We start from the raw sequence: 21,690 nt of genomic DNA, 5'->3' as shown, positions 1-21,690 counted from the left end.
GCCCAGGTCACGATCAGGCCACGACCGCACGCCGGGCTCCTTCTCTCCCTACGCTCCACCTGCCCGATGGTCGGGTTCGCGGGACCTGGGACGGGGTTCGGACATGCACGCAGGCAGGACACGACGAGTGGTGGGCAGGGCCCTCGTCGGGGCGCTCCTCACCCTGACCTTCGCCGCCACCGGGCTGGCCGGCGCGGAGGCGGCCCCCGTGCAGGCGTCGGCCCCCTCGCCGGTGGCGCGGCTCGTGGACGGAGCGCAGGGCGGGCGGGTGCAGGCCCACCGCGCGACGGACCGGGCGAACCTCGCTCGTGCGGCCGAGGAGGCGGACGAGGAGGTCTTCGTCTCCGTGCTGGGCTCCTGCGCCCCGAGCGCGAAGAAGTCGGCCAAGCCCGACGGCGTCGTGTTCTCCACGCACAAGGCGACCTTCGACTGGGTCCTGACCTCGACCTCGGGCTACCGGAAGACCGGCTCGGCGAAGGTCAAGCGCGACGGGATCGTCGCCCTCAAGCTGCCGAGCCTCCGCCTGGGCAGCTACCGGATCGCCGTGACCGAGCGGGGTGCCTCGGCGCCGGTGTCCGACGACACCTTCGAGGTCAGGCTGTGCCTCCAGGTGAAGACGAGCTGCCACGCCGTGCGGTTCACCAACCCGGCCTCCAACCCGGCGGCCGATCTCTCGTACGGGGCCGACGACGAGCAGTCGTTCGACCTGACGCTCGCGCCCGGCGAGGTCCGGACCGTGCGGGTCGACGACAAGTTGATCTTCTTCTCGGCGTGGGCCGTCACGCCGGAGGACCCCGACGCCACGCCCGCCGAGCAGGAGGACGAGCTCGACGGGCCGGCCCCGGTGAACCTGGGTCGCGGCACCCTCAAGGTGGACCAGTCCTGCAAGGCCAAGGTGGCCACGCCGACGCAGAACGCCGTGCAGACCAACGCCCTCGTCGGCTGCGGGGCGGGCGCCGCCACGGGTCCCGTCACCTTCGACTGGGTCGCGCAGAAGAGCCTGAAGAACCGGTCGTACGGGGTCGTCGACGCCACCGGGACCGTCGTCGCCCAGGGCTCGTGGACCCGGGGCAAGCCGCGGACGGTGCCCCTGCCGGCCGGCACCTACACCTACCGCGCGTACGCGAACAAGAACGTGCAGCCCTTCGAGGAGACCACCTTCACCGTGCTCCGCTGCGTCGAGGTGACGCCCGTGTGCCGGGCGCTCGACCTCACCAACCCCAACGACGTCGCCGTCGGGCTGGTCGTCCTCGACCCCGCGCTGTTCGAGGACCCCGATGTCGACCTGGGCGACGACCCCGAGAGCGACCAGCTGCAGGAGCGGACCCTCGCGGGTCGCGCGAGCGCGACGGTCGCGTGGACGCAGCGCGAGGCGGTCGTCCTCGCCTTCGCCGAGCAGGTCGACCCCGCCAACCGGTTCGAGCAGCTGGCCTCGCCCTTCCCCGTCGACGAGGACGACCTCGACGCCTTCGTGCGGCTGCCGGTGCCCCAGGACTGCTGACGACTGCTGACGCGCTGACCGTGGTGGCGTCGGGGCCGCGCGCCCCGACGCCGTTAGGGTGGTGACGACACCAGGTCGTCCCTGTCGTTGACGCCTGGGCGCAAGCGAGAGGCAGCAGTTCGTGGCGAGTATCGAGTTCATCGGGGCGCGCGAGATCCTCGACTCCCGGGGCAACCCGACGGTCGAGGTCGAGGTCATCCTCGACGACGCGTCCGAGGGGCGGGCGGCCGTGCCGTCGGGCGCCTCCACCGGTGCGTTCGAGGCGGTCGAGCTCCGCGACGGCGGCTCCCGCTACGGCGGCAAGGGCGTGACCAAGGCCGTCCTCGGCGTGGTCGACCAGCTCGGGCCGGAGCTCATCGGCTTCGAGGCGAGCGAGCAGCGCCTGATCGACCAGACGATGCTCGACCTCGACGGCACCGACAACAAGAGCTCCCTCGGCGCGAACGCCATCCTCGGCGTCTCCCTCGCCGTGGCGCACGCGGCGGCCAACTCGGCCGACCTCCCGCTGTACCGCTACGTCGGCGGCCCCAACGCCCACGTTCTGCCCGTGCCGATGATGAACATCGTCAACGGCGGCTCGCACGCCGACTCCGACGTGGACATCCAGGAGTTCATGATCGCGCCGATCGGGGCGGCCACCTTCAAGGAGGCGCTCGAGATGGGCGCCGGCGTCTACCACTCGCTCAAGTCCGTGCTCAAGAAGCAGGGCCTGTCGACCGGTCTGGGCGACGAGGGCGGCTTCGCGCCCAACCTGCCGGCCAACGTCGCGGCGCTCGAGCTGATCTCCACCGCCGTCGAGGCCACCGGGCTCACGCTCGGCAGCGACATCGCGCTGGCCCTGGACGCGGCCAGCAGCGAGTTCTTCGCCGACGGGGTCTACCGCTGGGAGGGCGGCACCAAGTCCGCCGACGAGATGACCGAGATCTACGCCCAGTGGGTGCGTGACTTCCCGATCGTCTCGCTCGAGGACCCGCTGGCCGAGGACGACTGGTCCGGCTGGAGCTCGCTCGTCGCCAGCATCGGCGACCAGGTGCAGGTCGTCGGCGACGACCTCTTCGTCACCAACGTCACCCGCCTCCAGCGCGGCATCAGCGAGAAGGCGGCCTCCGCGCTCCTGGTCAAGGTCAACCAGATCGGTTCGCTGACCGAGACCCTCGACGCCGTCGACCTCGCGCACCGCAACGGCTTCCGCTGCATGATGAGCCACCGCTCGGGCGAGACCGAGGACACGACGATCGCCGACCTGGCGGTCGCCACCAACTGCGGCCAGATCAAGTCGGGCGCCCCCGCGCGCACCGACCGCGTGGCGAAGTACAACCAGCTGCTGCGCATCGAGGAGGACCTCGACGACGCCGCGCGCTACGCCGGCGCCTCCGCCTTCCCGCGCTTCACCGCCAAGTAGGTCGCAGCAGTGCCGCCGTCGGGACCTCGTCCGACCGCCCGGCCGGGTGCAGGTCCCGGCCGGGGCAAGCCGCGCCCGCGGCCGGCGTCGCGCGACCGGGTCGTCCCGGCGGACGGGGCCGACGAGCCCACCATCGCCCTCGACGCGGGGGCGACGGCGCCGCCCGAGGTCTCGTCGGCCAAGGCATCCCGGAGCGGCCGGGCGGGCGGTGCCTCGTCGCGCGGCACCGCCAGGACCCGTGCCTCCGCCGCCCGGAGCGGCTCGACGGCCCCGACCCGCCGGCGTACGGCTGAGGCGGCGGGCCGGGCCGGCGCCGGTGCCGCGGTGCTGCAGCGCGCGGTCCGGGCCAACCTCACGGCCCGGGCGCTCGCCCTGGTCGTCGTGGTGCTCGTCCTGACCATCTCGTACGCGACCTCGCTGCGCATCTACTTCTCCCAGGCCCACGAGATCGCCTCCACGAAGGCGCAGATCGCCGACAGCCAGGCGACGATCGCCGACCTGCAGAGCCAGATCTCCCGCTGGGACGACCCCGCCTACGTCTCCGCCCAGGCCCGTGAGCGCCTCGGCTGGCTCGTGCCCGGGGAGACGGGCTACACGGTCGTGGGGGCCGACGGCAAGCCGCTCGGGGGCGGGCTGACGCTCGACTCGTCCGAGGCCGACGAGCCCGGCCAGAAGCAGACGACCTGGTACGACCGCATGTGGGGCTCGGTCAAGGCCGCCGACCGGCCGGCCGCCAAGAAGGCCGACCCCGGCAAGCGCGCCCCCGTGTCCGAGGACTCCAAGCCGAGGTGAGTCGAGCGCCGGCGGCCCTCGATCCGTTCTGGCGCCCCCGCCCGGCGACGGAGCGGCGCGTCAGCGTCCCCTGAGGTAGGTGTCCACCTCGGCGGCGGTCGGGATGCTCGGGCTGGCGCCGACCCTGGTCGTGGCCAGGGCACCGGCAGCCGCGGCGCGGCGGAGCGCGACCGGCCAGGCGAGCCCGGCGGCGACGGCCGCACCGAGCGCGCCGGCGAAGGAGTCGCCCGCGGCGGTGGTGTCGATCGGGGTCACGCCGAAGGCGGGGATGTCGCTGGTGCCGCCGGGACCGACGACGACCGTCCCGCGCCCGCCACGGGTCACGACGACCTGCCGTACGCCGCGCTCGGAGAACCAGCGGGCCGCTCGCTCGGCCGAGCGCACGTCGGTGACCTTGACGCCGGTGAGGAGCTCGGCCTCGGTCTCGTTGGGGCAGGCCAGCCACACGCCGGCCCAGACCTCGTCGGGCAGGGGCGCGGCGGGCGCGGGGTCGAGCACGAGGCGCAGCCCCAGCTCCTCGCAGGCGCGCGCGGTGGCCAGGGTCACCTCGAGGGGCGTCTCCAGCTGCAGCAGCACGACCGGGGAGGACGGGGCGAGGGCCCGGAGCGCCTCCTCGACCTGCGGACCGGTCAGCGCACCGTTGGCCTCGGGGACGATGACGATGGTGTTCTCGCCGGTCCTCGCGTCGACCCGGATGTGCGCGATCCCGGTCGCCCCCTCGACCTGCTGGACCCGCCCCACGTCGACGCCGTCCGCCCGCAGGGCGTCCAGGGCGAGCGAGCCGAAGGCGTCGGTCCCCACGGCGCCGACCATCGTGGTCGTGGCGCCGGCTCGGGCGGCGGCGACCGCCTGGTTGGCGCCCTTGCCGCCGAGACCGGTGGAGAACGAGCTGCCCGTCAGCGTCTCCCCGGGCCGGGGGAGCGGCGAGGCCGCGACGGTGAGGTCGATGTTGATGCTGCCGACCACCACGACCGCGCCCGGTCCCGAGCCCGCGCGTGCAGAAGCCGCCGTCGCCACCATGTCCCGCAGCGTAGCGACGGACACCGCTACGGTGGGCGTCGGTCGCCGGACGGCGGCCACGCGGGACCCCGGGTCGCCCCGGTGGGGCCCGGGCACCAACGGCGCGCGCCTCGTCGCGCGCAGGACGGAGAAGACCCGGAGCGTGGGCAGCCCGACGAGGTCCGTGCGGCCGGAGCGTCGCCCGACGGCTCCCCGCCGCGCGCTCCCGCGTCCCCGCGACTCCGGCTGGTGGCTGTTCGGCTACGCCCACTCGCTCGTCGGCGACCAGATCTTCTACGTCGCGCTGACCTGGGTCGCGGTGACGATCATGTCCCCGGCCGAGGTCGGCCTCGTGCTCGTGCTCGGCTCCCTGCCGCGGGCCGTCGTGCTGCTGGCGGGCGGCGTCTTCGTCGACCGGATCGGCCCCAAGCGGGTCATCATCGTCTCCGACGTCCTGCGGACCCTGGTCATGGTGGCCGCGGCCGTGCTCTCCGGGATCGGGGCCAACGGCACCCTGCTGATCGGCGCGCTCGCGGCGGTGTTCGGGGTGGTCGACGGCTTCTTCCTGCCCGCGGTCGGCGCCGCCCCCGCCTTCGTGGCGACGCTCGAGGCCCAGACCCGGCTCCAGGCGCTGCGCACCGTGGTCTACCGCGGGGCGCCCATGGTCGGCGCCCCGCTGGCCAGCGCGCTCCTGGTCGCGTACGGGGCCGTCGCGGCCTTCGGCGTCGCGGCCTTCATGTTCGCCGCGTCCGTCGTCGCGCTGGCGCTCACGCGGATGACCAGGCCCAGGCCCGAGGAGGACGACCCGAGCGGGTCGGCCGGGTCCGCGCAGGGCGTCGTCGCCGAGATCCGTGACGGCCTGCGCCTCGTCTCGCGGGACCGCCGGCTGCTGGTCACCGTGGTCGTGCTGGCCGTCCTCGACTTCGGCTTCGCCGGTCCCATGACCGCCGGCGTGCCGCTGCTGGCGGCCGAGCGCGGCTGGGGGGCCGGGGGGATCGGCTGGGTCCTGGGCGGCTTCGGCGTGGGAGCCGTCGTCACCGCGGTCCTGCTGACCTGGCGCCGACCGACGGTCCGGGCCGGCGTGGTCGCGGCGACTGGCCTCACCCTGATGAGCCTCGGGCTGCTGGCGCTCGGCCTGGTGGACCTCGCCGGCCTCGCCCCCGGTGACGAGGTGGTGCTGGCGGGGGTCTGCGGCGCGCTGGCCGGGGTCGGCACCGGGCTCTTCGGCACCCTCATCAACGCCTCGCTGGTCATCTCGACCCCGGTGCGCCAGCTCGGCCGGGTGATGGCCGTCGCGGCGCTCGCCGGCTACGTCGGCGACCCCGTCAGCTTCTCCCTGACCGGCATCACCTCGCAGGTGCTGGGCGCCTCCAGCGCGTTCCTGTTCGGCGGCGGCTTCATCATGGTGGCCGTGGTCATCACCTGGGTCTCGCCCGCGATCCGTACGCTCGCCCTCCCCGGCACCGAACGGCGGGCCTGAGCCGTGGCCGTGGACCAGGTGCCCTCGCTGAGCGAGGAGGACGCCGCGACCGTGGAGGCCCAGCTGGGCCGCCCCACCCGCGGCGCCGTCCGCGTTGCCCACCGCTGCCCCTGCGGACGGCCCGACGTCGTCGCCACCCGGCCCCGGCTGCCGGGCGGGTCGCCCTTCCCGACGACCTACTACCTGACGTGCCCGCGGGCGTCCTCGGCCTGCTCGACGCTCGAGTCGAACGGCGTGATGGCCGAGATGCAGGCCCGCCTGGGCGAGGACCCGGCGCTCGCGGACGCGTACGCCGGCGCCCACGAGGCCTACCTCGCCGACCGCCGTGCCCTGGGCGAGGAGACCGGGGACGGCGACGTGCCCGAGATCGACGGCGTCAGCGCGGGCGGCATGCCCGAGCGGGTGAAGTGCCTGCACGCGCTGCTCGGCCACGCCCTCGCCGCCGGTCCCGGGGTCAACCCGCTCGGGGATGAGACGCTGGCGCGCGTGGGGGAGTGGTGGTCACGCCCCTGCCTGCCGGACCGCGTGACGGCACCGACGAGGGACGAGGAGGACGCGTGAGCCGAACGGTCGCCGCCGTCGACTGCGGCACGAACTCGATCCGCCTGCTGCTGGCCGACCCGGGCACGGACGGCTCCGCGCTGACCGACCTCGACCGGCAGACCGAGATCGTGCGGCTGGGCCAGGGCGTCGACGCGACCGGCGAGTTCGCGCCCGAGGCGCTGGAGCGCACCTTCGCCGTGACCCGCCGCTACGCCGAGCGGGTCCGGGCCGCCGGGGTGCCGCCGGAGCGCACGCGGTTCGTCGCCACCTCCGCCTCCCGCGACGCCCGCAACCGCGAGGCGTTCTTCGCCGGCATCGAGGAGCTCCTGGGCGTGCGGCCCGACGTCATCAGCGGTGACGAGGAGGCCCGCCTCTCCTTCGCCGGCGCCCTGAGCCGCATCCGCCCCGACGGCGGCCCGGTGCTCGTCATGGACATCGGCGGCGGCTCGACCGAGCTCATCGTCGGCGACGCCGAGGGGAAGGTCTCCTCGGCGATCTCGCTCGACATCGGCTCGGTGCGCCTCACGGAACGCTTCCTCGGCGCCGGGCCGCCCACCCCCGCGGCCCTCGAGGTCGCCCGCGAGCACGTCGACGGGCTCCTCGACACCTCGGGCGTCGACTTCGCCTCCGTCAGGACCTGGGTCGGCGTCGCCGGCACGGCCACGACGCTGGCCGGCGTCCACCTGCAGCTCGAGGCGTACGACCGGGCGGCGGTGCACGGCTCCACGATCCCGCTGACCAAGCTCGACGAGCTGGCCTTCCTGCTCAGCCGGATGGACGTGGGGCAGATCAGGGCGCTGCCGTCGATGCACCCCGGCCGGGCCGACGTCGTGACCGCCGGCGCGCTGATCGCCTCGCGCGTCGCCGCCCGGATGCGCGTGGACGAGCTCGTCGTCAGCGAGTCCGACATCCTCGACGGCATCGCCCTCCAGCTGCTCCGGCAGGGCAGGTAGCCCTCCGGGCCCGAGGGCTCAGGACGGGGCCGGCACCACCGAGGCGTAGTGCTCGGCGATGGCGCCGGGCGTGGTGAACCACACCCCGTCGCCGTTCTCGCGCAGGTGCTGGAGCGCCTCGCGCACCCGCCGCAGCCGGTAGGGCTGCCCGGCCAGGAACGTGTGCAGCGAGACCGAGAGCACCAGCGGCTGGCGCTCCGCGTCCTCGCGCAGCTCGGCGAACGAGTCGACGATCATCGACGCGAAGGTCTCCGCGGTCTGGTGGTGGTGCACGAAGGCGGGCAGGTCGTTGACCTCGTGGGGGTAGGGGACCGACAGCAGCGGCCCGCCCCGGGTGGTCATCCACAGCGGCTGGTCGTCGACCGGCCAGTCGAGCGTGTACGCGAACCCGGCCTCGGCCAGCAGGTCCTCGGTGACGCGGCTCGGGTTGGCCCCCGGGCTCATCCACCCCCGCGGCGCAGCCCCCTCGTGCTCCGCGACGACGCGGCGGACGCGCTCGATGGTGGCGCGCTCCTCGTCCTCGGTCTGCTCGTCGGGCTGCATCGAGTTCGTGGCACCGTGCGCGACGAACTCGGCCCCGAGCGCCCGGAAGGCCGCGGGGACGGAGGGCGCGTGCTCGTACACCTCGCTGTTGACCAGCACGGTCGGGCGGATGCCGACGCGCTCCAGGGTCTGCGCGACGCGGAAGGCGCCGACGCGGTTCCCGTACTCCCGCCAGCCGTAGTTGTACGAGTCGGGCTGGTCGAGCCCGGGCGTCCAGCCGAGGTCGGTCTCGCCGTCGTCGTAGGCGTAGTGCTCGCAGTTGACCGCGACGTAGACGGCCAGGCGCGCGCCGCCCGGCCAGTCGAAGTCCGGGCGCTCGGTGATGGCGGAGTGGCCGAACCGGCCGTGGGTGGGCAGCACCCGGCCATCATGCCGACGCGCCCAGCGGGCCGGTCGGTCCGGTGGGCGCGGGCGCCCGGGCTGGCAGGATGACGCCCGTGAGCTCCCTGGCCGTGACCGTCGTCGGGCACGACCGCCCCGGCATCATCGCCGCGGCGGCCGACGCCCTCGCCACCTGCGGGATGAACCTCGAGGACTCCTCGATGACCCTGCTGCGCGGCCACTTCGCCATGACGCTGGTCTGCGCGGGCGACGCCTCGGTCGAGGCCGTCCGCGCCGCGCTCGGACCCCTCGAAGCGTCCGGGCTGGACGTCGCCGTCCGCGAGGTCGTGCCCGACCCCGACGTGCCCGCCGCCACGGCGACGCACCTGGTCACCGTCTACGGCGCCGACCGGCTCGGGATCGTCGCCCGGCTCGTCGGCGTGGTGTCGGAGGCCGGCGGCAACGTCACCGACCTGACGACGCGGCTCTCCGGAGAGCTCTACGTGCTGCTGGCCGAGGCCGCGCTGCCCGCGGGCGCCGACGCGGACGGCCTGCGGACCCGGCTCGAGCAGGTCGCGGCCGAGCTCGGCGTCGAGGTGACCCTGCGTCCGGTGGAGAACGACGAGCTGTGAGCTTCGACGAGTCCACCCTGCCGCCGGGCCGGGTGCGTGAGGTGGTGCGCGCGCCCGCGCACGTCCTCGCGACCGCCGGCCCGGACGTCGACCCCACCGACCCCGAGGTCGTGCAGCTCTGCGCCGACCTCGTGGCGACGATGCGGGTCTCGCCCGGCTGCGTGGGGCTCGCCGCGCCCCAGGTCGGCGTCTCGGCCCAGGCCTTCTGCGTCGACGTGACCGACCACCCCAAGACGCGGACGAGGCACGGCCTGGTCGTGCTGGTGAACGCGCGCGTGGTCGAGTCCAGCCGCAACGAACGCGCCCGCGAGGGCTGCATGTCGGTGCCCGACCTCACCGGCGACGTGAAGCGGGCGACGCGGGTGACGGTCCGCGGCCAGCTCCCGGTCAGCGGCGAGGAGGTCGACCTCGTCACCGACGCCTTCGAGGCCCGCGCCCTGCAGCACGAGATCGACCACTGCGCCGGCCTGCTCTTCCTCGACCGCGTCGCCGGCGCGCACGCCCTGCACGCCCGCCAGGTCTACCTCGACGCGCCGGCGGACCCCGCCTCCTGACCGCTGGCGACCGTCCCGCCGGGGGCAGGGGCACACGGCCGTCTCACGGAAGACCCTCCCTCGCAACGCGGCTTCCGCAGACTGGTGCCGTGCGTACGCAGCGGCTCGGCAGCGTGCTCGCGCGGCACGCCGCGCGGGTGCGCTCGCGACGCACGCTCCTGGTCAGCACCGGTCGCGCCCTGGCCGTGACGCTCGTGGCGGCCGTGCTCGCGCTGCCGCTGGCCGCGGCGTGGGGCGTCGGGCACGCCCGCGTCGACGACTACCTGGGGCCCAACCGGGTCGCGCTGGCCGCGGACTACAGCGGCGAGATCGAGATCGACCTGGGACCGCTCGGGCGGGCGTACCTCGACAGCCCGTACGCGCCCGTCGGCCTCCGCGCGACCGTCGGAGGGGTCGGGGAGTCGGGCTCGACGCTCGGGTCGCTGTTCTCCAGCGAGACGCTGTCGGCCTACACCGCCCTCTACACCGACCCCGAGGAGGCGGTCCGCGGCGTCGTCGAGCGGCTCCAGCGCGACGCCCTCGAGCGGACCGCGGTGGCCGAGACGGTGCTGCTGGTCGGCTTCGCGCTGTGGAGCCTGCGCTCGCGGCTCCTCGCCCCCTGGGTGGTGCGGCGGGTGACGCGCCGGCGGACGCTCGCGGTCTACCTCGGTGTGGTGTCGGTCCTCGTCGGCGGGATCCTCGTGCCCGCCCGGCCCGACGGGCCGCGGATCCCGATCGACCTGCCGCTGCCCGACCGCAGCCCGACGATCAGCGTCGACAGCCCGTTGCTCGCCGACCTGCTCGGTCGCGGCGTCTCGGGCATCCGCATCCTGTCCTCCCGGCAGCAGGCCGCGGTCCGGGCGTGGGAGGACGAGGCGACGAAGAGCCTGTCCGCTCAGCTCGAGGCCCTCCCGCGGCCGCGCGCGGGGGAGTCGATGGCGTACGGGTTCAGCGACCTGCACTGCAACCAGGCGACGACCGAGCTGATGTCCCGCCTGGTCGCCGTCAGCGAACCCGCGGTGGTCCTCGACTCCGGCGACGACACGGTCAACGGCACGGCCGCCGAGCGCGGCTGCATCCGGCGCGAGGTCGGCATCCCCGGCGGCCGGCCGTTCGTGGTCGCGACCGGCAACCACGACTCCGACGTCACCGAGGCCCAGCTGCGGGCGGCGGGGGCCACGGTGCTCGACGGGACGACGGTCGAGGCGGCCGGCTGGGACGTCCTGGGTGACGACGACCCCGAGCGCCAGGTGCCCTTCAGCGTCGAGCGCACGCTCGACCGGCCGGAGGACGAGGCCCAGCTCGGGCAGCGGATGGTCTCCGTCGCGCGCCCACGCCCCGTCGACGCGATCCTGCTGCACCAGCCGACGGCCGCGCAGCAGGTGATGGAGGCCGACGACCCGCCCGCCCGGCTGGTGCTCTGGGGCCACATGCACGCCCAGGTCGGGCCGACCGTGGTCACGCACGCCGACGGCACCTGGACCGTCGGGATGCAGCAGGGCACGTCGGGCGGGGTGAAGCAGCCGACGCTGGCGTCGTTCAGCACCCCGTTCAGCCCGCCGCTGGTGCGCGCCGACTCCTACTTCTACTTCCGCGACGACGCGACCGGGCTGGTCACCGGCGTCCAGGCCGTGCACCTCGAGCCGGACGGCGAGGTGGTCATCGACCCGCGCACCGACACCGGCGACCTCGCGGGCCTGCCCGAGGAGACCCGCCGACGGCTGACCGGGGCGAGCCCGTCGCCGACGCCGCAGGAGAGCCAGCGCTGACCCAGCTGGGCCGAGACGCTCCCTGAGCCTGTCGAAGGGCCTCGAAGAGGTCGGCGTCCTCGGCACCCCTACGGCTCCACGACGGACGCCAACCCGTTCCGGGCCCAGATTCATGGGGTGGTCGCAACACCGGTTTGGTCTTTGAGTATGGCGGCGAGGACTTCGGTGGGTGTGAGGAAGCTGTGGCGTTTGCGGGGCCGGTTGTTGAGCAGCTCGACGGCGTGTTGGAGTTCGTTGTCGGTGACGGTGGCGATGTCGCGTCCTTTGGGGACGTACTCGCGCAGCAAGCCGTTCGTGCTCTCGTTCGAGCCGCGCTGCCAAGGGGGCGTGCGGGTCGGCGAAGTAGACCTGGATCCCGGTCGCTGTGCTGAACTCGGCGTGGCGGGCCATCTCCGAGCCGCGGTCCCAGGTCAGCGAGGCCATCGGCCACCCGGTCCGGTTCACAGCCTCGCTGAGCCCGGCCAGGGTCGCCTCGGCGGTGTGACGTTCGGGCAGCAAGAACGCGGTCAAGAACCCGCTGGTCCGCTCGACCAGCGTGCCGATCGCCGCCGTCGTCCCGGCCGGGCCGCAGACCAGGTCGCCCTCGTGGTGACCGGGCACGAGGCGGCCCTCGACCTCCTCGGGCCGCTCGTGGATCGAGACCGCGCCCACGATCTGGCCCGGCCGGTTGCGCGGGGTCCGGCTCTGACGGGTCTTGCGTTGAGACCGGCCGGTGCGCAGGTGGGCGCGGAGCTCGCGACGCAGCTCACCTCGAGGCAGGACGTAGATCGCGCGGTAGATCGCCTCGTGGCTGATCCGCATCTGCTCATCATCCTCGAACTCCACGCGCAGCCGTCCGCTGATCTGCTCGGGAGACAAGCCGAGGTCCAGCCTGGCCTGGACCCACACCCGCAGCCGCGCGTCGCTGGCCAACCTCGAGGCCCGTGGCCGGTTCCGGGCCCGGACCGCGGCCTGGTGGCAGGCCTCGGGCTGGTAGCCCGGCGTGCGCCCGCTCGGACGCCCCGGCACCCCCGCATCACGCTCGGGACGGCGTAGCTCGCGGCTGATCGTCGAACCCGAGCGGCCCAGCCGGCGCCCGATCTCGCGCACCCCGAGCCCGCTGTCGTGCAACCGGGCGATCTCGTAGCGCTCGTCACGGCTGAGGTAGCGCTGGACCTGGCACGGTTCGAACTGCACCCCGCCAACCTCGGCCCGCCATCGACCGATCGCCCGCGCCGACACACCCGTCACCAACGCGGTCTGCTTCTGCGACCACCCCGCACCCAGCAACGCGAAGACCTGCTGACGAACCCCCACCGCAAACACCATCAACGACCTCCACCTCGAAGAGCGTTGCGACGATCACGAGAACCCACCAGGCCCTTCGACAGGCTCAGGGAGCGTCATCGGTCTAGGCTCACGCCGCCGGCGTACGCGTCGAGCCCCCGTAGCCCAACGGCAGAGGCAGGCGGCTTAAACCCGCCCGAGTGCGGGTTCGAATCCCGCCGGGGGCACCGCACCGCGGCAGCCCGGACGACGCGGCGTCACCCGCCCCCGGACGCCAGCCCCGCCCGCCGGTCGGCGTCCGGCGGCGGACGGACCGCGATCCCGGCGCCGGTCAGCATGGTCAGGTCGAGCTCCCAGGTCCTGGCCGACCGGGCCTGCCAGGTCCGGAACGCCTCCCGGACGTGGGTCTGGGCCTGGGCCGGCGACATGCCGGTCACGCTCATGAGGTGGGCGAACGCCGCGGCGTCGTCGCCCCGCAGCGTGGCGAGGCCGAAGTGCGTCACGGTGTGGCAGTCCGTGCAGAGGCAGATGATCCTGCGCAGGGTCTGGCGGGCGGCGGCCTCGTCGTAGGTCCAGCGCTCGTGCGCCTCGAGCCACCGGTGCCGGTCGCGGTCCTCGCCGGCGCCGCAGATCTCGCACCGGTGCGCCGCACGCCCCGTAACCATGCGACGCAGACGCTCCCAGTCGCGCTGCGAGACGCAGGAGCGCACGTTGGTGAACCAGCAGCTCGACGGCACGAGGTCGACGAAGAGACCGGTGCCCAGGGACCGGTCCTCCCCGGGTAGCAGGTCGGGGACCGGTGCGGCCGCGGTCCACCGCCCGAGGGCCTCGACGCTGGCCTGCGGCGCGTACCACCGCTTGGCGGCGGCGTCCCAACGGGCCCCGGCCGCCTTGGCCGCGTCCTTCTCCGAGAAGGGCACGTCGAGCCAGGTGAGATCCACCACCCGAACCTCCCCGAGCCGCCCGACCTCGTCACGGTCCACGGTAGGCAACCGCTCCGACACCTGCGGCGCCGGCGCCCCGCTGGGTCGGCGCGGCGCCGGTCGTATAGCCCGAACATGCGTCTGACCAGGGGTTTCCCAGGGACGCCGGGCCAGGGGAACACGCAGGTGGCACCCGTTCGTTGTCTACACTGGAAGCACGGCGCGCGGGTTCTCCTCCCCGGAGGGCTCCAGAGCGCCTCACCAGGAGGAACCCCACTCATGTTGCGCAGCTCGAACCCGATCCTCTCCAAGAAGGACGCGTTCACCCCCGCAGCACCCCAGTACGGCCAGCAGCCGTACGGCCAGGGCTACGGGCAGCAGGGCTACCCCGTGCAGGGTGGTGGCCGCGGTCCGCAGGACCCGTGGAGCAACGCCCCGACGCCGAACCAGCAGGCCGGCCAGGGCCGGATGACGCTGGACGACGTCATCACCAAGACCGCCGTGACCATCGGCATCCTGGTGCTGACCGCCGCGCTCGCGTGGAACTTCGTCCCGCAGTCCCTGTACTTCCCGGCGATGGTCCTGTCGGCGCTCGTCGGCTTCGTCGTCGTGCTGCTGGTCTCCTTCCGCCGGGTCGTCTCGCCACCGCTCGTCATCGCGTATGCCGCGATCGAGGGCATCTTCATCGGCATGATCAGCAAGGTCTTCGAGTCGGTCTACACCGGCATCGTCGCCCAGGCGGTCGTGGCCACGTTCGTGGCGGCGGGCGTGACGCTCGCGGCGTACAAGTTCTTCAACATCCGCGTGACGGCGAAGTTCACCAAGATCGTCTTCATCTCGACCGCGGCTTTCGCCGGCCTGATGCTGATCAACTTCATCTTCTCGCTGGTCACCGGCAGCGGCGGCCTGCGCAGCGGCATCACCGGCCCGGTGAGCGGCCTGTCCGTCCTGGTCTCGGCAGTCGCGATCGTCCTCGCGGTGCTCAACCTGGTGCTCGACTTCGACTACGTCGAGCGCGGCGTCGAGATGGGCGCACCGGCCAAGGAGTCCTGGCGCGCGGCCTTCGGCCTCACCGTCACGATGGTCTGGCTCTACATCGAGATGCTCCGGCTGATCTCCTACATCCGCCGCTGAGCGCTCCTCGAAGCACCCACGGGCCGTGTCTCCTCCGGGAGGCGCGGCCCGTCGGCGTTCCTGGGCGCCGACCACCACCCGGCCCGGGCAGGATGGGGGCATGAGCACCGACGCCCCCGTGATCGTCGTCGGCGCGGGGCTGGCCGGGCTGGCCTGCGCGCAGCGGCTGAGCCGGGCCGGGGTCGAGGTCGTCGTGCTCGAGGCGTCCGACGGGGTCGGGGGCCGGGTGCGGACCGACGTGGTCGACGGCTACCGCTGCGACCGCGGCTTCCAGCTCCTGAACCCCTCCTACCCGGCCCTCGGACCGGTCCTCGGCGAGGCCGGCACGAGGGCGCTCGACCTGCAGCCCTTCCAGGCCGGGACGGTGGTCGGGCACGGCCGCAGCCGCTCGGTGCTGGCCGACCCGCGCCGCGTGCCGCGCTACGTCGCCGCCTCGCTCCGGGCACCCGTCGGGACGTTCGCCGAGAAGGTCCGCTTCGCCGCCTGGGCGGCCTCGACGTTGACCCCCGTACGGCGCCAGCTCGCCGCACCCGACCGGAGCCGCGCCGAGGAGCTCGACGCCTGGGGCATCACGGGCCGGCTCCGCGCCGGGGTGGTCGACCCGTTCCTGACCGGCGTGCTGGCCGAGGACGACGGGTCGAGCTCGGCGCACCTCGTGCGGATGCTCGTCCGCTCGTTCGTGCTCGGCTCGCCCTCGATCCCCGCGCTCGGGATGGGGCACTTCCCTGCGGTGGTCGCGGCGACGCTGCCCGCCGGAACGGTCCGCCTGGGCGTCCGGGCCCACGGCGTCACGGCCTCGTCGGTCCGCACCGACGACGGCGAGCTGACCGCACGGGCCGTGGTCGTGGCAACGGATCCGAGCACGGCGGGTTCGCTGACCGGGGCGGTCGCGCCGCGGATGAAGGCGCTCACGACCTTCTGGCACACCACCGACGAGCCGCCGACGACCCGGCCGCTGCTGCACCTCGACGCCGACCACCGCGGGCCGATGGTCAACACCGCCGTCATGACGAACGTCGCCGGGTCGTACGCGCCGGCCGGCCGGGTGCTCGTTGCGACCACCGTGCTCGGGGCCGACGGTTCCGCCGAGGTCGAGCGCGCCGCCCGGGAGCAGGCCGGCCTGGTCTACGGCACGGGCACGGCCACGTGGGAGCTCGTCACCACCCACGTCGTGGCCGAGGCGCTGCCCGCGCAGCCGCCGCCCCTGGACGACCGCCAGCCGGTGACCGTGGGAGGCGGGGTCCACGTGGCCGGCGACCACCGCGACATCGCCTCGATCCAGGGCGCGCTGGTGTCCGGACGACGGGCCGCCGACGCGATCCTGGCTGCGCGCTGACCGCGGGGCAGGGGCAGGCTCCGTAGAGTCTCTGCGTGGAGTACGTCACCAACGTCATCGACCTCGTCGGCAACACCCCGCTGGTCCAGCTGTCCAAGGTCACCGACGGCGCGCCCGGCCTCGTGCTGGCCAAGGTCGAGTACCTCAACCCCGGCGGCTCGGTGAAGGACCGCATCGCCGTGCGGATGGTCGAGGCGGCGGAGCGGGACGGTTCGCTGAAGCCGGGCGGGACGATCGTCGAGCCGACCAGCGGCAACACCGGCGTCGGGCTGGCCATCGTGGCGCAGGCCAAGGGCTACTCGTGCGTGTTCGTCTGCCCCGACAAGGTCAGCGAGGACAAGCGCAACGTCCTCGCCGCGTACGGGGCGCAGGTCGTGGTCTGCCCGACCGCGGTCGACCCCGACGACCCGAAGTCCTACTACTCCGTCTCCGACCGGCTCGTGCGCGAGATCCCCGGGGCCTGGAAGCCGGACCAGTACAGCAACCTGCAGAACCCGCTGAGCCACTACGAGACCACCGGCCCGGAGATCTGGGCGCAGACCGACGGCCGCATCACGCACTTCGTCACGGGCATGGGCACCGGCGGCACGATCAGCGGCGCCGGGCGCTACCTCAAGGAGGTCTCGGGCGGGCGCGTGCAGGTGATCGGTGCCGACCCGGCCGGTTCGGTCTACTCCGGCGGCGACGGCCGGCCCTACCTCGTCGAGGGCGTCGGGGAGGACTTCTGGCCCTCGACCTACGACCGCACGGTCTGCGACCGCGTGATCGAGGTGTCCGACGGCGACTCCTTCGCCATGACCCGGCGGCTGGCCCGTACCGAGGCGCTGCTCGTCGGCGGTTCGTGCGGCATGGCGACCGTCGCCGCGGTGCGGCTGGCGGCCGAGCTGCAGGACCCGGACGCGGTGATCGTCGTGCTGCTGCCCGACTCCGGGCGCGGCTACCTCACCAAGATCTTCGACGACGCCTGGCTCGCCCGCTACGGCTTCGCGCCACGCCCGGACGCCGGGGTCCGCGTGGTCGGCGACGTGCTGCGCGAGAAGTCCGGCGGCCTGCCCGACCTCGTCCACACCCACCCGAACGAGACCGTCGCCCAGGCCGTCGAGATCCTGCGCGAGTACGGCGTCTCGCAGATGCCCGTCGTGCGCGCGGAGCCGCCGGTGATGGCCGCGGAGGTCGTCGGTTCGGTGAGCGAGCGCGGGCTCCTCGGGGCGCTGTTCGGCCAGCACGTCCGGCCGGCCGACCCCGTCGAGCGCGCCATGGAGGCCCCGCTCCCCACGCTGGGCGCGACCGAGCCGGTCACCCGGGCCGTCGAGCTCCTCGTCGACGGCGACGCCCTCCTCGTCCTCGACGACGGCCGTCCCGCGGGCGTGCTCACCCGCCAGGACCTCCTGGGCGACATCGGCTGAAGCTGTGTCTGATTGCCTCCGCTCCGCCTAGGCGCACCACGCGTTCCGACCCGACCGCGGACCCGACGACTGCGCCCGTGGTCGGGAACCTGTGCGCGCACAGGTTCCCGGCACCGAGCCCAGGCTGCATCGTGGGCTCAGTGAGCGGAACCTGTGCGCGCATACGTTCCCGCCGGCGGCGCACCGAGGTGTCGACGCGTCGAGCGAACGTCGCTCGTCTGCGGCGCGAGGTCCGCCGGAGGCAGCTCAGCGCAGCAGGCGCTTGAGCGCCTGGCGCCAGTTGGCGGTCCAGGGGGTGTCGGCCCAGGCGTCGAGAGGGACCCAGCGGGCCGAGGCGGTGGTGCCGCCCTGGTCGTGGACGACCGGGTCGGTCGGCTCGGGGCAGGTGGCGCGGTAGATCAGGCGGACCGCGTGGAAGTCCTCGATCCCGCCGTGCGGGCTGCGGCCGACCCAGTGCGAGCTCTGCACGAGCACCAGCTCGCCGATCTCGACGACCTGGCCGGTCTCCTCGTCGACCTCGCGCTCGACGGCGTGCACCGGCTCCTCGCCCTCGTCGAGCCCGCCGCCGGGCATGCCCCAGCGGCCGTTGACCGCGGTGAGGTCGGAGTACTCCGTGGCCAGCAGCCCGCGCTCGGACTTCACGACCGCGTACGCGGCGAAGCGCTGGCGGACGACCGGCTGCTCGTCGGGCGCGCTGCGGAGCCCGCGGTCGCGGCCCGGCTTGCGCGTGCGCGGGTGCCCGTCGCCCTCGCGCCGGTGGCGCACCTTGAGCACGAGGCGCAGCTCGCCGTCGGCGTCGAGGTCGGCCTCGACGGGCCGCAGCACGACCCAGCCGGCCTCGTACGCGAGCACCCGCGGGTCGACCCCGTGCTCGAGCCGCCGGTCGAAGACCTGACGGTGCCGTGCGGCGACCCCGACCACCCGCATCTAGCGCGTCGCGGACCTGGTGGGGGATGGCATCGCCCCAATCTAGTGGCGGACTCCTCGAGCCCTTCCGGCCACGCCGTAGCCTGGGGCCTCGTGCCTGGTCGTGCCGCCCCACCCCGACAGGCGTCCCAGCCTCGAGGAGCAGCCGCGTGATCGCCGCACTGGCCTACAGCGTGTGCGCCCTCGCGCTGGTCAGCATGGGCTGGGGCCTGGTGACCGCGGTGCTCGACAAGCCGCCGGGCAAGGCCCAGCTGCTGTACGCGGCTGGGCTCGAGGTCGTCGTCCTGGTTCAGTCGGTCATCGCCCTCGTCCGTCTCGGCGCCGGCTTCCGGCCGGTCGAGCTGGCGACGACCATCGGCTACCTGGTCGGGATCGTGGTGCTGCTGCCGGTCGCCTGGTTATGGGCCAACAGCGAGCGCACCCGCTTCTCCGGCGTCGTGCTCGCGGTGGCCGCCGCGGCCGTCGCCGCCATGACCTTCCGCCTGCTCGTGCTCTGGGTGGCGCGGTGAGCACCGCCCGCGAGCCGCAGCCGGCGGCCCCGCGCACGAGCTCCGGCCCCGGCCGCGCGCTCGTCGCGGTCTACGGGCTCTTCGCCCTCGCCGCCACGGCCCGCGGGGTGACGCAGCTGGTCACGCAGTACGCGGAGGCGCCGCTCGCGTACGTGCTGAGCCTCGTCGCCGGGATCGTCTACATCGTCGCAACGGTGACCCTGGCCCGCGGCACGGCGACCTCGCGCCGCGTCGCGCTCGTCGCGGTCAGCGTCGAGCTGGTCGGCGTCCTCAGCGTCGGCACCCTGAGCCTGGTCGACCCCGAGGCGTTCCCGCGCGCGACGGTCTGGTCGGCGTACGGCAGCGGCTACGGCTTCGTGCCGCTGGTGCTGCCGGTCCTCGGCCTGCTGTGGCTGCGGCGCACCCGTCCTCAGCCGACGACGTCGGCCCCGGACTCCTCGGCGTCCTCGAGCAGCGAGTAGCGCCCGCCGAGCACGAGCCCGAGCACGAAGGCCGCCGGCGGGACCAGCGCGAGCACGGTGCTCACCGCGACGCTCCCACCGGTCACGAGCGTGAAGTTGGAGACGACCAGCCAGGCGCAGGCCAGCAGCCCGAGGATCGCGACGACGGGGGCCACGCGGGTCGGCAGCACGCGGCCGCGGGCGGCCCGCGGGTGGCGCGAGAAGTAGACGACCACCGCGACCGACGTCACGGTCATCAGCAGCACCATGCCGATCGTGCTGACCCCGGCCATCGAGCCGAAGACGCCGACGAGAGGGTCGAGCCCCACCAGCGCGAGGACCAGCAGGACGACCGCCGCGGTCGCGGTCTGCACCAGCGAGGCGGTCGACGGGGCGTGGTGGCGCGGGTTGGTCCGGCCGAGGCGGGCGGGCAGCACGCCCTTGTGCGCCAGCGTGAACTGGTAGCGCGCGAGCACGTTGTGGAAGCTGAGGACGCAGGCGAAGAGGCTCGTGATCAGCAGGACGTTCATGACGTCGCGCAGCCCCGTGCCGAGGTAGGCGCGGGCGGTGTCGAGCATCATGTTGCCCTCGCCGTCGAGGGTGCGCTGCGCCACGGGCACGGCGTCGGCGGCGCCCGCCGCGGTGACCAGCGCCCAGCAGGACAGGGCGTAGAAGACGCCGATGATCGTCACGGCGAGGTAGGTGGCGCGTGGGATCGTGCGCTCCGGCGTACGGGCCTCGTCGCGGAACACCGCCGTCGCCTCGAAGCCGATGAAGCCGGTCAGCGCGAAGAGCACGGCGACGCCGAGGCCGGGGCTGAGGACGTTCGACGGCGTGAAGGTCGACCACACCGGGCCGGCCGCCCCGCCCGTGGCGAAGACCGCGACGTCGAGGGCGACCATGACGGCGATCTCGAGCACCAGCGCGACGCCCAGGACCTTGGCGCTCAGCTCGATGTGGCGGTAGCCGAGCACGGCCACGACGGCCATGGTCAGGAAGGAGTAGACCGGCCACGGCACCGACGGGCCGCCGAAGAAGGTGACCAGGTCGTTCGCGGCCCAGCCCATGTAGCCGTACACACCGACCTGGACCGCCGTGTACGCGACCAGCGCCACGAACGCGGCCCCCAGCCCGGCCCGGGACCCCAGTCCGGTCGTCACGTAGGAGAAGAAGGCGCCCGCCTCGCGCACGTGGGGCGTCATGGTCACGAACCCGACGGCGAAGACCAGCAGCACCGTGGCCGCGAGCAGGAAGCCGACCGGGGCGCCGACGCCGTTGCCGCCGGCGACGGCCAGCGGCACGTTGCCGCCGATCACGGTGAGCGGTGCCGCGGCCGCGATGACCATGAAGACGATGGCGCCGACGCCGAGCTGGCCGGTGAGGCGGGCGGGCTTTGCGGGGCTGTCGTCGACGCCGGTGGAGGTCGGTGCGGTCACGGTGGTCCTCGTCGTGGGGTCGGGGTTCAGGACGGGTAGAGGTCGAGGCGCAGGTCGTCGAGGTAGGGGTTGTCGCGCTGCGCGGCCTCGACGACGGCGGGGTCGATGCTCGCCAGCACCAGCCCGGTGCCATCGTCGGGCGCGAGCGCGTCGAGGACCTCGCCGGAGGGGGCCGCGACCGAGCTGCGCCCGACGTAGGCCAGGTCGCCCTCCGCGCCGCTGCGGTTCACGTACGCGACGTAGACCTGGTTCTCCCAGGCGCGGACGCCGATCAGCCGCTCGGCGACGAAGGCGAAGGGCTCCATCTGCGCGGTCGGGACGACGACCAGGTGCGCGCCCTCGCGGGCCGCGGCCCGGACCGGCTCGGGGAACTCCACGTCGTAGCAGATCAGCAGGGCCAGCCGGACGCCGTGCAGCTCGACCACCCGGCTGCGCTCGGTGCCCTCGACGAACAGGGCGCGGTCGAGGTCGGAGAACAGGTGCGTCTTGCGGTAGCGGGTGAGCTCGGTGCCGGAGGCATCCACGAGCACCGCGGTGTTGGCGACGGACCCGTCGGGCAGCCGCTCGGGCAGCCCGGCGACGACCGCGATCCCCTCGTTCGCGGCGATCCGGGCGACCTCGTCGACGAGGGGCCGGGCGGCGAGCTCGGCGACCCGGTCCCCGATGTTGTAGCCGGTGACGAACATCTCCGGCGTCACGAGCAGGTCGGCCCCGCGGGCCCTCGCGGCACGGGCGGCCTCGGCGACCACCGCGAGGTTGGCCTCGACGTCGCCGGGGTGGCCGGGGTGCTGCAGCCCGGCGATCGTCAGCGTCACCCGTCCTCCGCCCTGGTCGACCCGTCGCCC

21 protein-coding genes, 1 tRNA gene and 1 pseudogene are annotated in these 21,690 nt (G+C 74.0%); 15 read left to right on the top strand and 8 right to left on the bottom strand.

Annotated elements, in window-relative coordinates; genetic code table 11:
* Positions 1–127 precede the first annotated feature (127 nt).
* From BLU42_RS13730 to BLU42_RS13720, 3 genes are all read left to right on the top strand, one after another.
* On the top strand, positions 128–1,501 hold the full coding sequence (locus tag BLU42_RS13730; protein WP_091075285.1) for a hypothetical protein: 1,374 nt from the start codon (positions 128–130) through the stop codon (positions 1,499–1,501).
* 121 nt (positions 1,502–1,622) lie between these two features.
* Complete coding sequence (gene eno, locus BLU42_RS13725) at positions 1,623–2,903, top strand: phosphopyruvate hydratase (RefSeq protein ID WP_091075281.1); 1,281 nt, start codon at positions 1,623–1,625, stop codon at positions 2,901–2,903.
* A gap of 9 nt (positions 2,904–2,912) precedes the next feature.
* Entirely contained in the window at positions 2,913–3,695 is a 783-nt protein-coding gene (locus BLU42_RS13720; RefSeq protein ID WP_091075278.1) for an FtsB family cell division protein, read from the top strand.
* 60 nt (positions 3,696–3,755) lie between these two features.
* On the opposite strand, the gene rbsK is transcribed toward BLU42_RS13720, so the two are convergent.
* On the bottom strand, positions 3,756–4,715 hold the full coding sequence (rbsK, locus tag BLU42_RS13715; RefSeq protein WP_091075275.1) for a ribokinase: 960 nt from the start codon (positions 4,713–4,715) through the stop codon (positions 3,756–3,758).
* 142 nt (positions 4,716–4,857) lie between these two features.
* Here rbsK and BLU42_RS13710 point away from each other — a divergent pair, with 142 nt between their 5' ends.
* From BLU42_RS13710 to BLU42_RS13700, 3 genes are read left to right on the top strand one after another with little or no spacing between them, the layout of a single operon-like run.
* Entirely contained in the window at positions 4,858–6,174 is a 1,317-nt protein-coding gene (locus BLU42_RS13710) for an MFS transporter (RefSeq protein ID WP_157719977.1), read from the top strand.
* 9 nt (positions 6,175–6,183) lie between these two features.
* Positions 6,184–6,735, top strand: a complete 552-nt coding sequence (locus BLU42_RS13705; RefSeq protein ID WP_407940194.1) for a DUF501 domain-containing protein — start codon at positions 6,184–6,186, stop codon at positions 6,733–6,735.
* A complete protein-coding gene (locus BLU42_RS13700) occupies positions 6,732–7,670 on the top strand; it encodes a Ppx/GppA phosphatase family protein (RefSeq protein ID WP_091075266.1) in 939 nt (312 codons plus the stop codon). The genes BLU42_RS13705 and BLU42_RS13700 overlap by 4 nt, the downstream gene beginning before the upstream one ends.
* 18 nt (positions 7,671–7,688) lie before the next feature.
* Here BLU42_RS13700 and BLU42_RS13695 read toward each other — a convergent pair whose 3' ends face one another.
* A complete protein-coding gene (locus tag BLU42_RS13695; RefSeq protein ID WP_091075262.1) occupies positions 7,689–8,573 on the bottom strand; it encodes a polysaccharide deacetylase family protein in 885 nt (294 codons plus the stop codon).
* Between the two features lie 77 nt (positions 8,574–8,650).
* Here BLU42_RS13695 and BLU42_RS13690 point away from each other — a divergent pair, with 77 nt between their 5' ends.
* From BLU42_RS13690 to BLU42_RS13680, 3 genes are all read left to right on the top strand, one after another.
* Positions 8,651–9,166 (top strand): glycine cleavage system protein R, encoded by a 516-nt coding sequence (locus tag BLU42_RS13690; protein ID WP_091075257.1) that lies wholly within the window; start codon positions 8,651–8,653, stop codon positions 9,164–9,166.
* Positions 9,163–9,720 carry a peptide deformylase gene (def, locus tag BLU42_RS13685; protein ID WP_091075254.1) on the top strand — a complete coding sequence of 186 codons (558 nt, stop codon included), beginning with the start codon at positions 9,163–9,165 and terminating at the stop codon, positions 9,718–9,720. Before BLU42_RS13690 ends, def begins: the two co-directional genes overlap by 4 nt.
* A gap of 89 nt (positions 9,721–9,809) precedes the next feature.
* Positions 9,810–11,468, top strand: coding sequence for a metallophosphoesterase family protein (locus BLU42_RS13680; protein WP_091075250.1), 1,659 nt, complete (start codon positions 9,810–9,812; stop codon positions 11,466–11,468).
* 110 nt (positions 11,469–11,578) lie between these two features.
* Here the strand turns inward: BLU42_RS13680 and BLU42_RS21715 are convergent, their stop codons facing one another.
* Positions 11,579–11,755: a hypothetical protein gene (locus BLU42_RS21715; RefSeq protein WP_407940193.1), complete on the bottom strand. Its 177-nt coding sequence runs from the start codon at positions 11,753–11,755 to the stop codon at positions 11,579–11,581.
* 91 nt (positions 11,756–11,846) lie between these two features.
* Positions 11,847–12,776: pseudogene (locus BLU42_RS13675) on the bottom strand (IS30 family transposase); the annotation flags it as partial.
* Positions 12,777–12,888: 112 nt separating this feature from the next.
* Here BLU42_RS13675 and BLU42_RS13670 point away from each other — a divergent pair.
* Positions 12,889–12,961 (top strand) — tRNA-Leu (locus BLU42_RS13670).
* 30 nt (positions 12,962–12,991) lie between these two features.
* Here the strand turns inward: BLU42_RS13670 and BLU42_RS13665 are convergent.
* Entirely contained in the window at positions 12,992–13,675 is a 684-nt protein-coding gene (locus BLU42_RS13665; RefSeq protein ID WP_197680441.1) for a DUF5710 domain-containing protein, read from the bottom strand.
* A gap of 261 nt (positions 13,676–13,936) precedes the next feature.
* On the opposite strand from BLU42_RS13665, the gene BLU42_RS13660 reads away from it, so the two are divergent.
* The 3 genes from BLU42_RS13660 (at position 13,937) to BLU42_RS13650 (ending at position 17,533) form a co-directional block, all read left to right on the top strand.
* Positions 13,937–14,791, top strand: a complete 855-nt coding sequence (locus BLU42_RS13660) for a Bax inhibitor-1/YccA family protein (RefSeq protein WP_091075246.1) — start codon at positions 13,937–13,939, stop codon at positions 14,789–14,791.
* A 100-nt stretch (positions 14,792–14,891) separates the two neighbouring features.
* Positions 14,892–16,127 (top strand): NAD(P)/FAD-dependent oxidoreductase, encoded by a 1,236-nt coding sequence (locus tag BLU42_RS13655; RefSeq protein ID WP_091075243.1) that lies wholly within the window; start codon positions 14,892–14,894, stop codon positions 16,125–16,127.
* A 35-nt stretch (positions 16,128–16,162) separates the two neighbouring features.
* Entirely contained in the window at positions 16,163–17,533 is a 1,371-nt protein-coding gene (locus BLU42_RS13650) for a cystathionine beta-synthase (RefSeq protein WP_091075240.1), read from the top strand.
* A 246-nt stretch (positions 17,534–17,779) separates the two neighbouring features.
* Here BLU42_RS13650 and BLU42_RS13645 read toward each other — a convergent pair whose 3' ends face one another.
* On the bottom strand, positions 17,780–18,460 hold the full coding sequence (locus BLU42_RS13645; protein WP_091075236.1) for an NUDIX hydrolase: 681 nt from the start codon (positions 18,458–18,460) through the stop codon (positions 17,780–17,782).
* Between the two features lie 149 nt (positions 18,461–18,609).
* Between BLU42_RS13645 and BLU42_RS13640 the strand changes: the two genes are divergently transcribed.
* Both BLU42_RS13640 and BLU42_RS13635 read left to right on the top strand, forming a co-directional pair.
* The gene (locus tag BLU42_RS13640; RefSeq protein ID WP_231918155.1) at positions 18,610–18,969 is read left to right on the top strand and encodes a hypothetical protein; all 360 of its coding nucleotides are present in this window, start codon (positions 18,610–18,612) and stop codon (positions 18,967–18,969) included.
* Entirely contained in the window at positions 18,966–19,430 is a 465-nt protein-coding gene (locus BLU42_RS13635) for a hypothetical protein (protein ID WP_091075232.1), read from the top strand. The genes BLU42_RS13640 and BLU42_RS13635 overlap by 4 nt, the downstream gene beginning before the upstream one ends.
* Here BLU42_RS13635 and BLU42_RS13630 read toward each other — a convergent pair.
* Positions 19,379–20,845: an APC family permease gene (locus BLU42_RS13630; RefSeq protein WP_231918154.1), complete on the bottom strand. Its 1,467-nt coding sequence runs from the start codon at positions 20,843–20,845 to the stop codon at positions 19,379–19,381. The genes BLU42_RS13635 and BLU42_RS13630 overlap by 52 nt on opposite strands.
* 26 nt (positions 20,846–20,871) lie before the next feature.
* Positions 20,872–21,660, bottom strand: a complete 789-nt coding sequence (locus tag BLU42_RS13625) for a carbon-nitrogen hydrolase family protein (RefSeq protein ID WP_231918153.1) — start codon at positions 21,658–21,660, stop codon at positions 20,872–20,874.
* Positions 21,661–21,690: the final 30 nt, after the last annotated feature.

Source organism: Microlunatus sagamiharensis (assembly GCF_900105785.1).
Lineage (GTDB): Bacteria > Actinomycetota > Actinomycetes > Propionibacteriales > Propionibacteriaceae > Microlunatus > Microlunatus sagamiharensis.
This window is presented reverse-complemented; position numbering and strand designations above follow the sequence as displayed.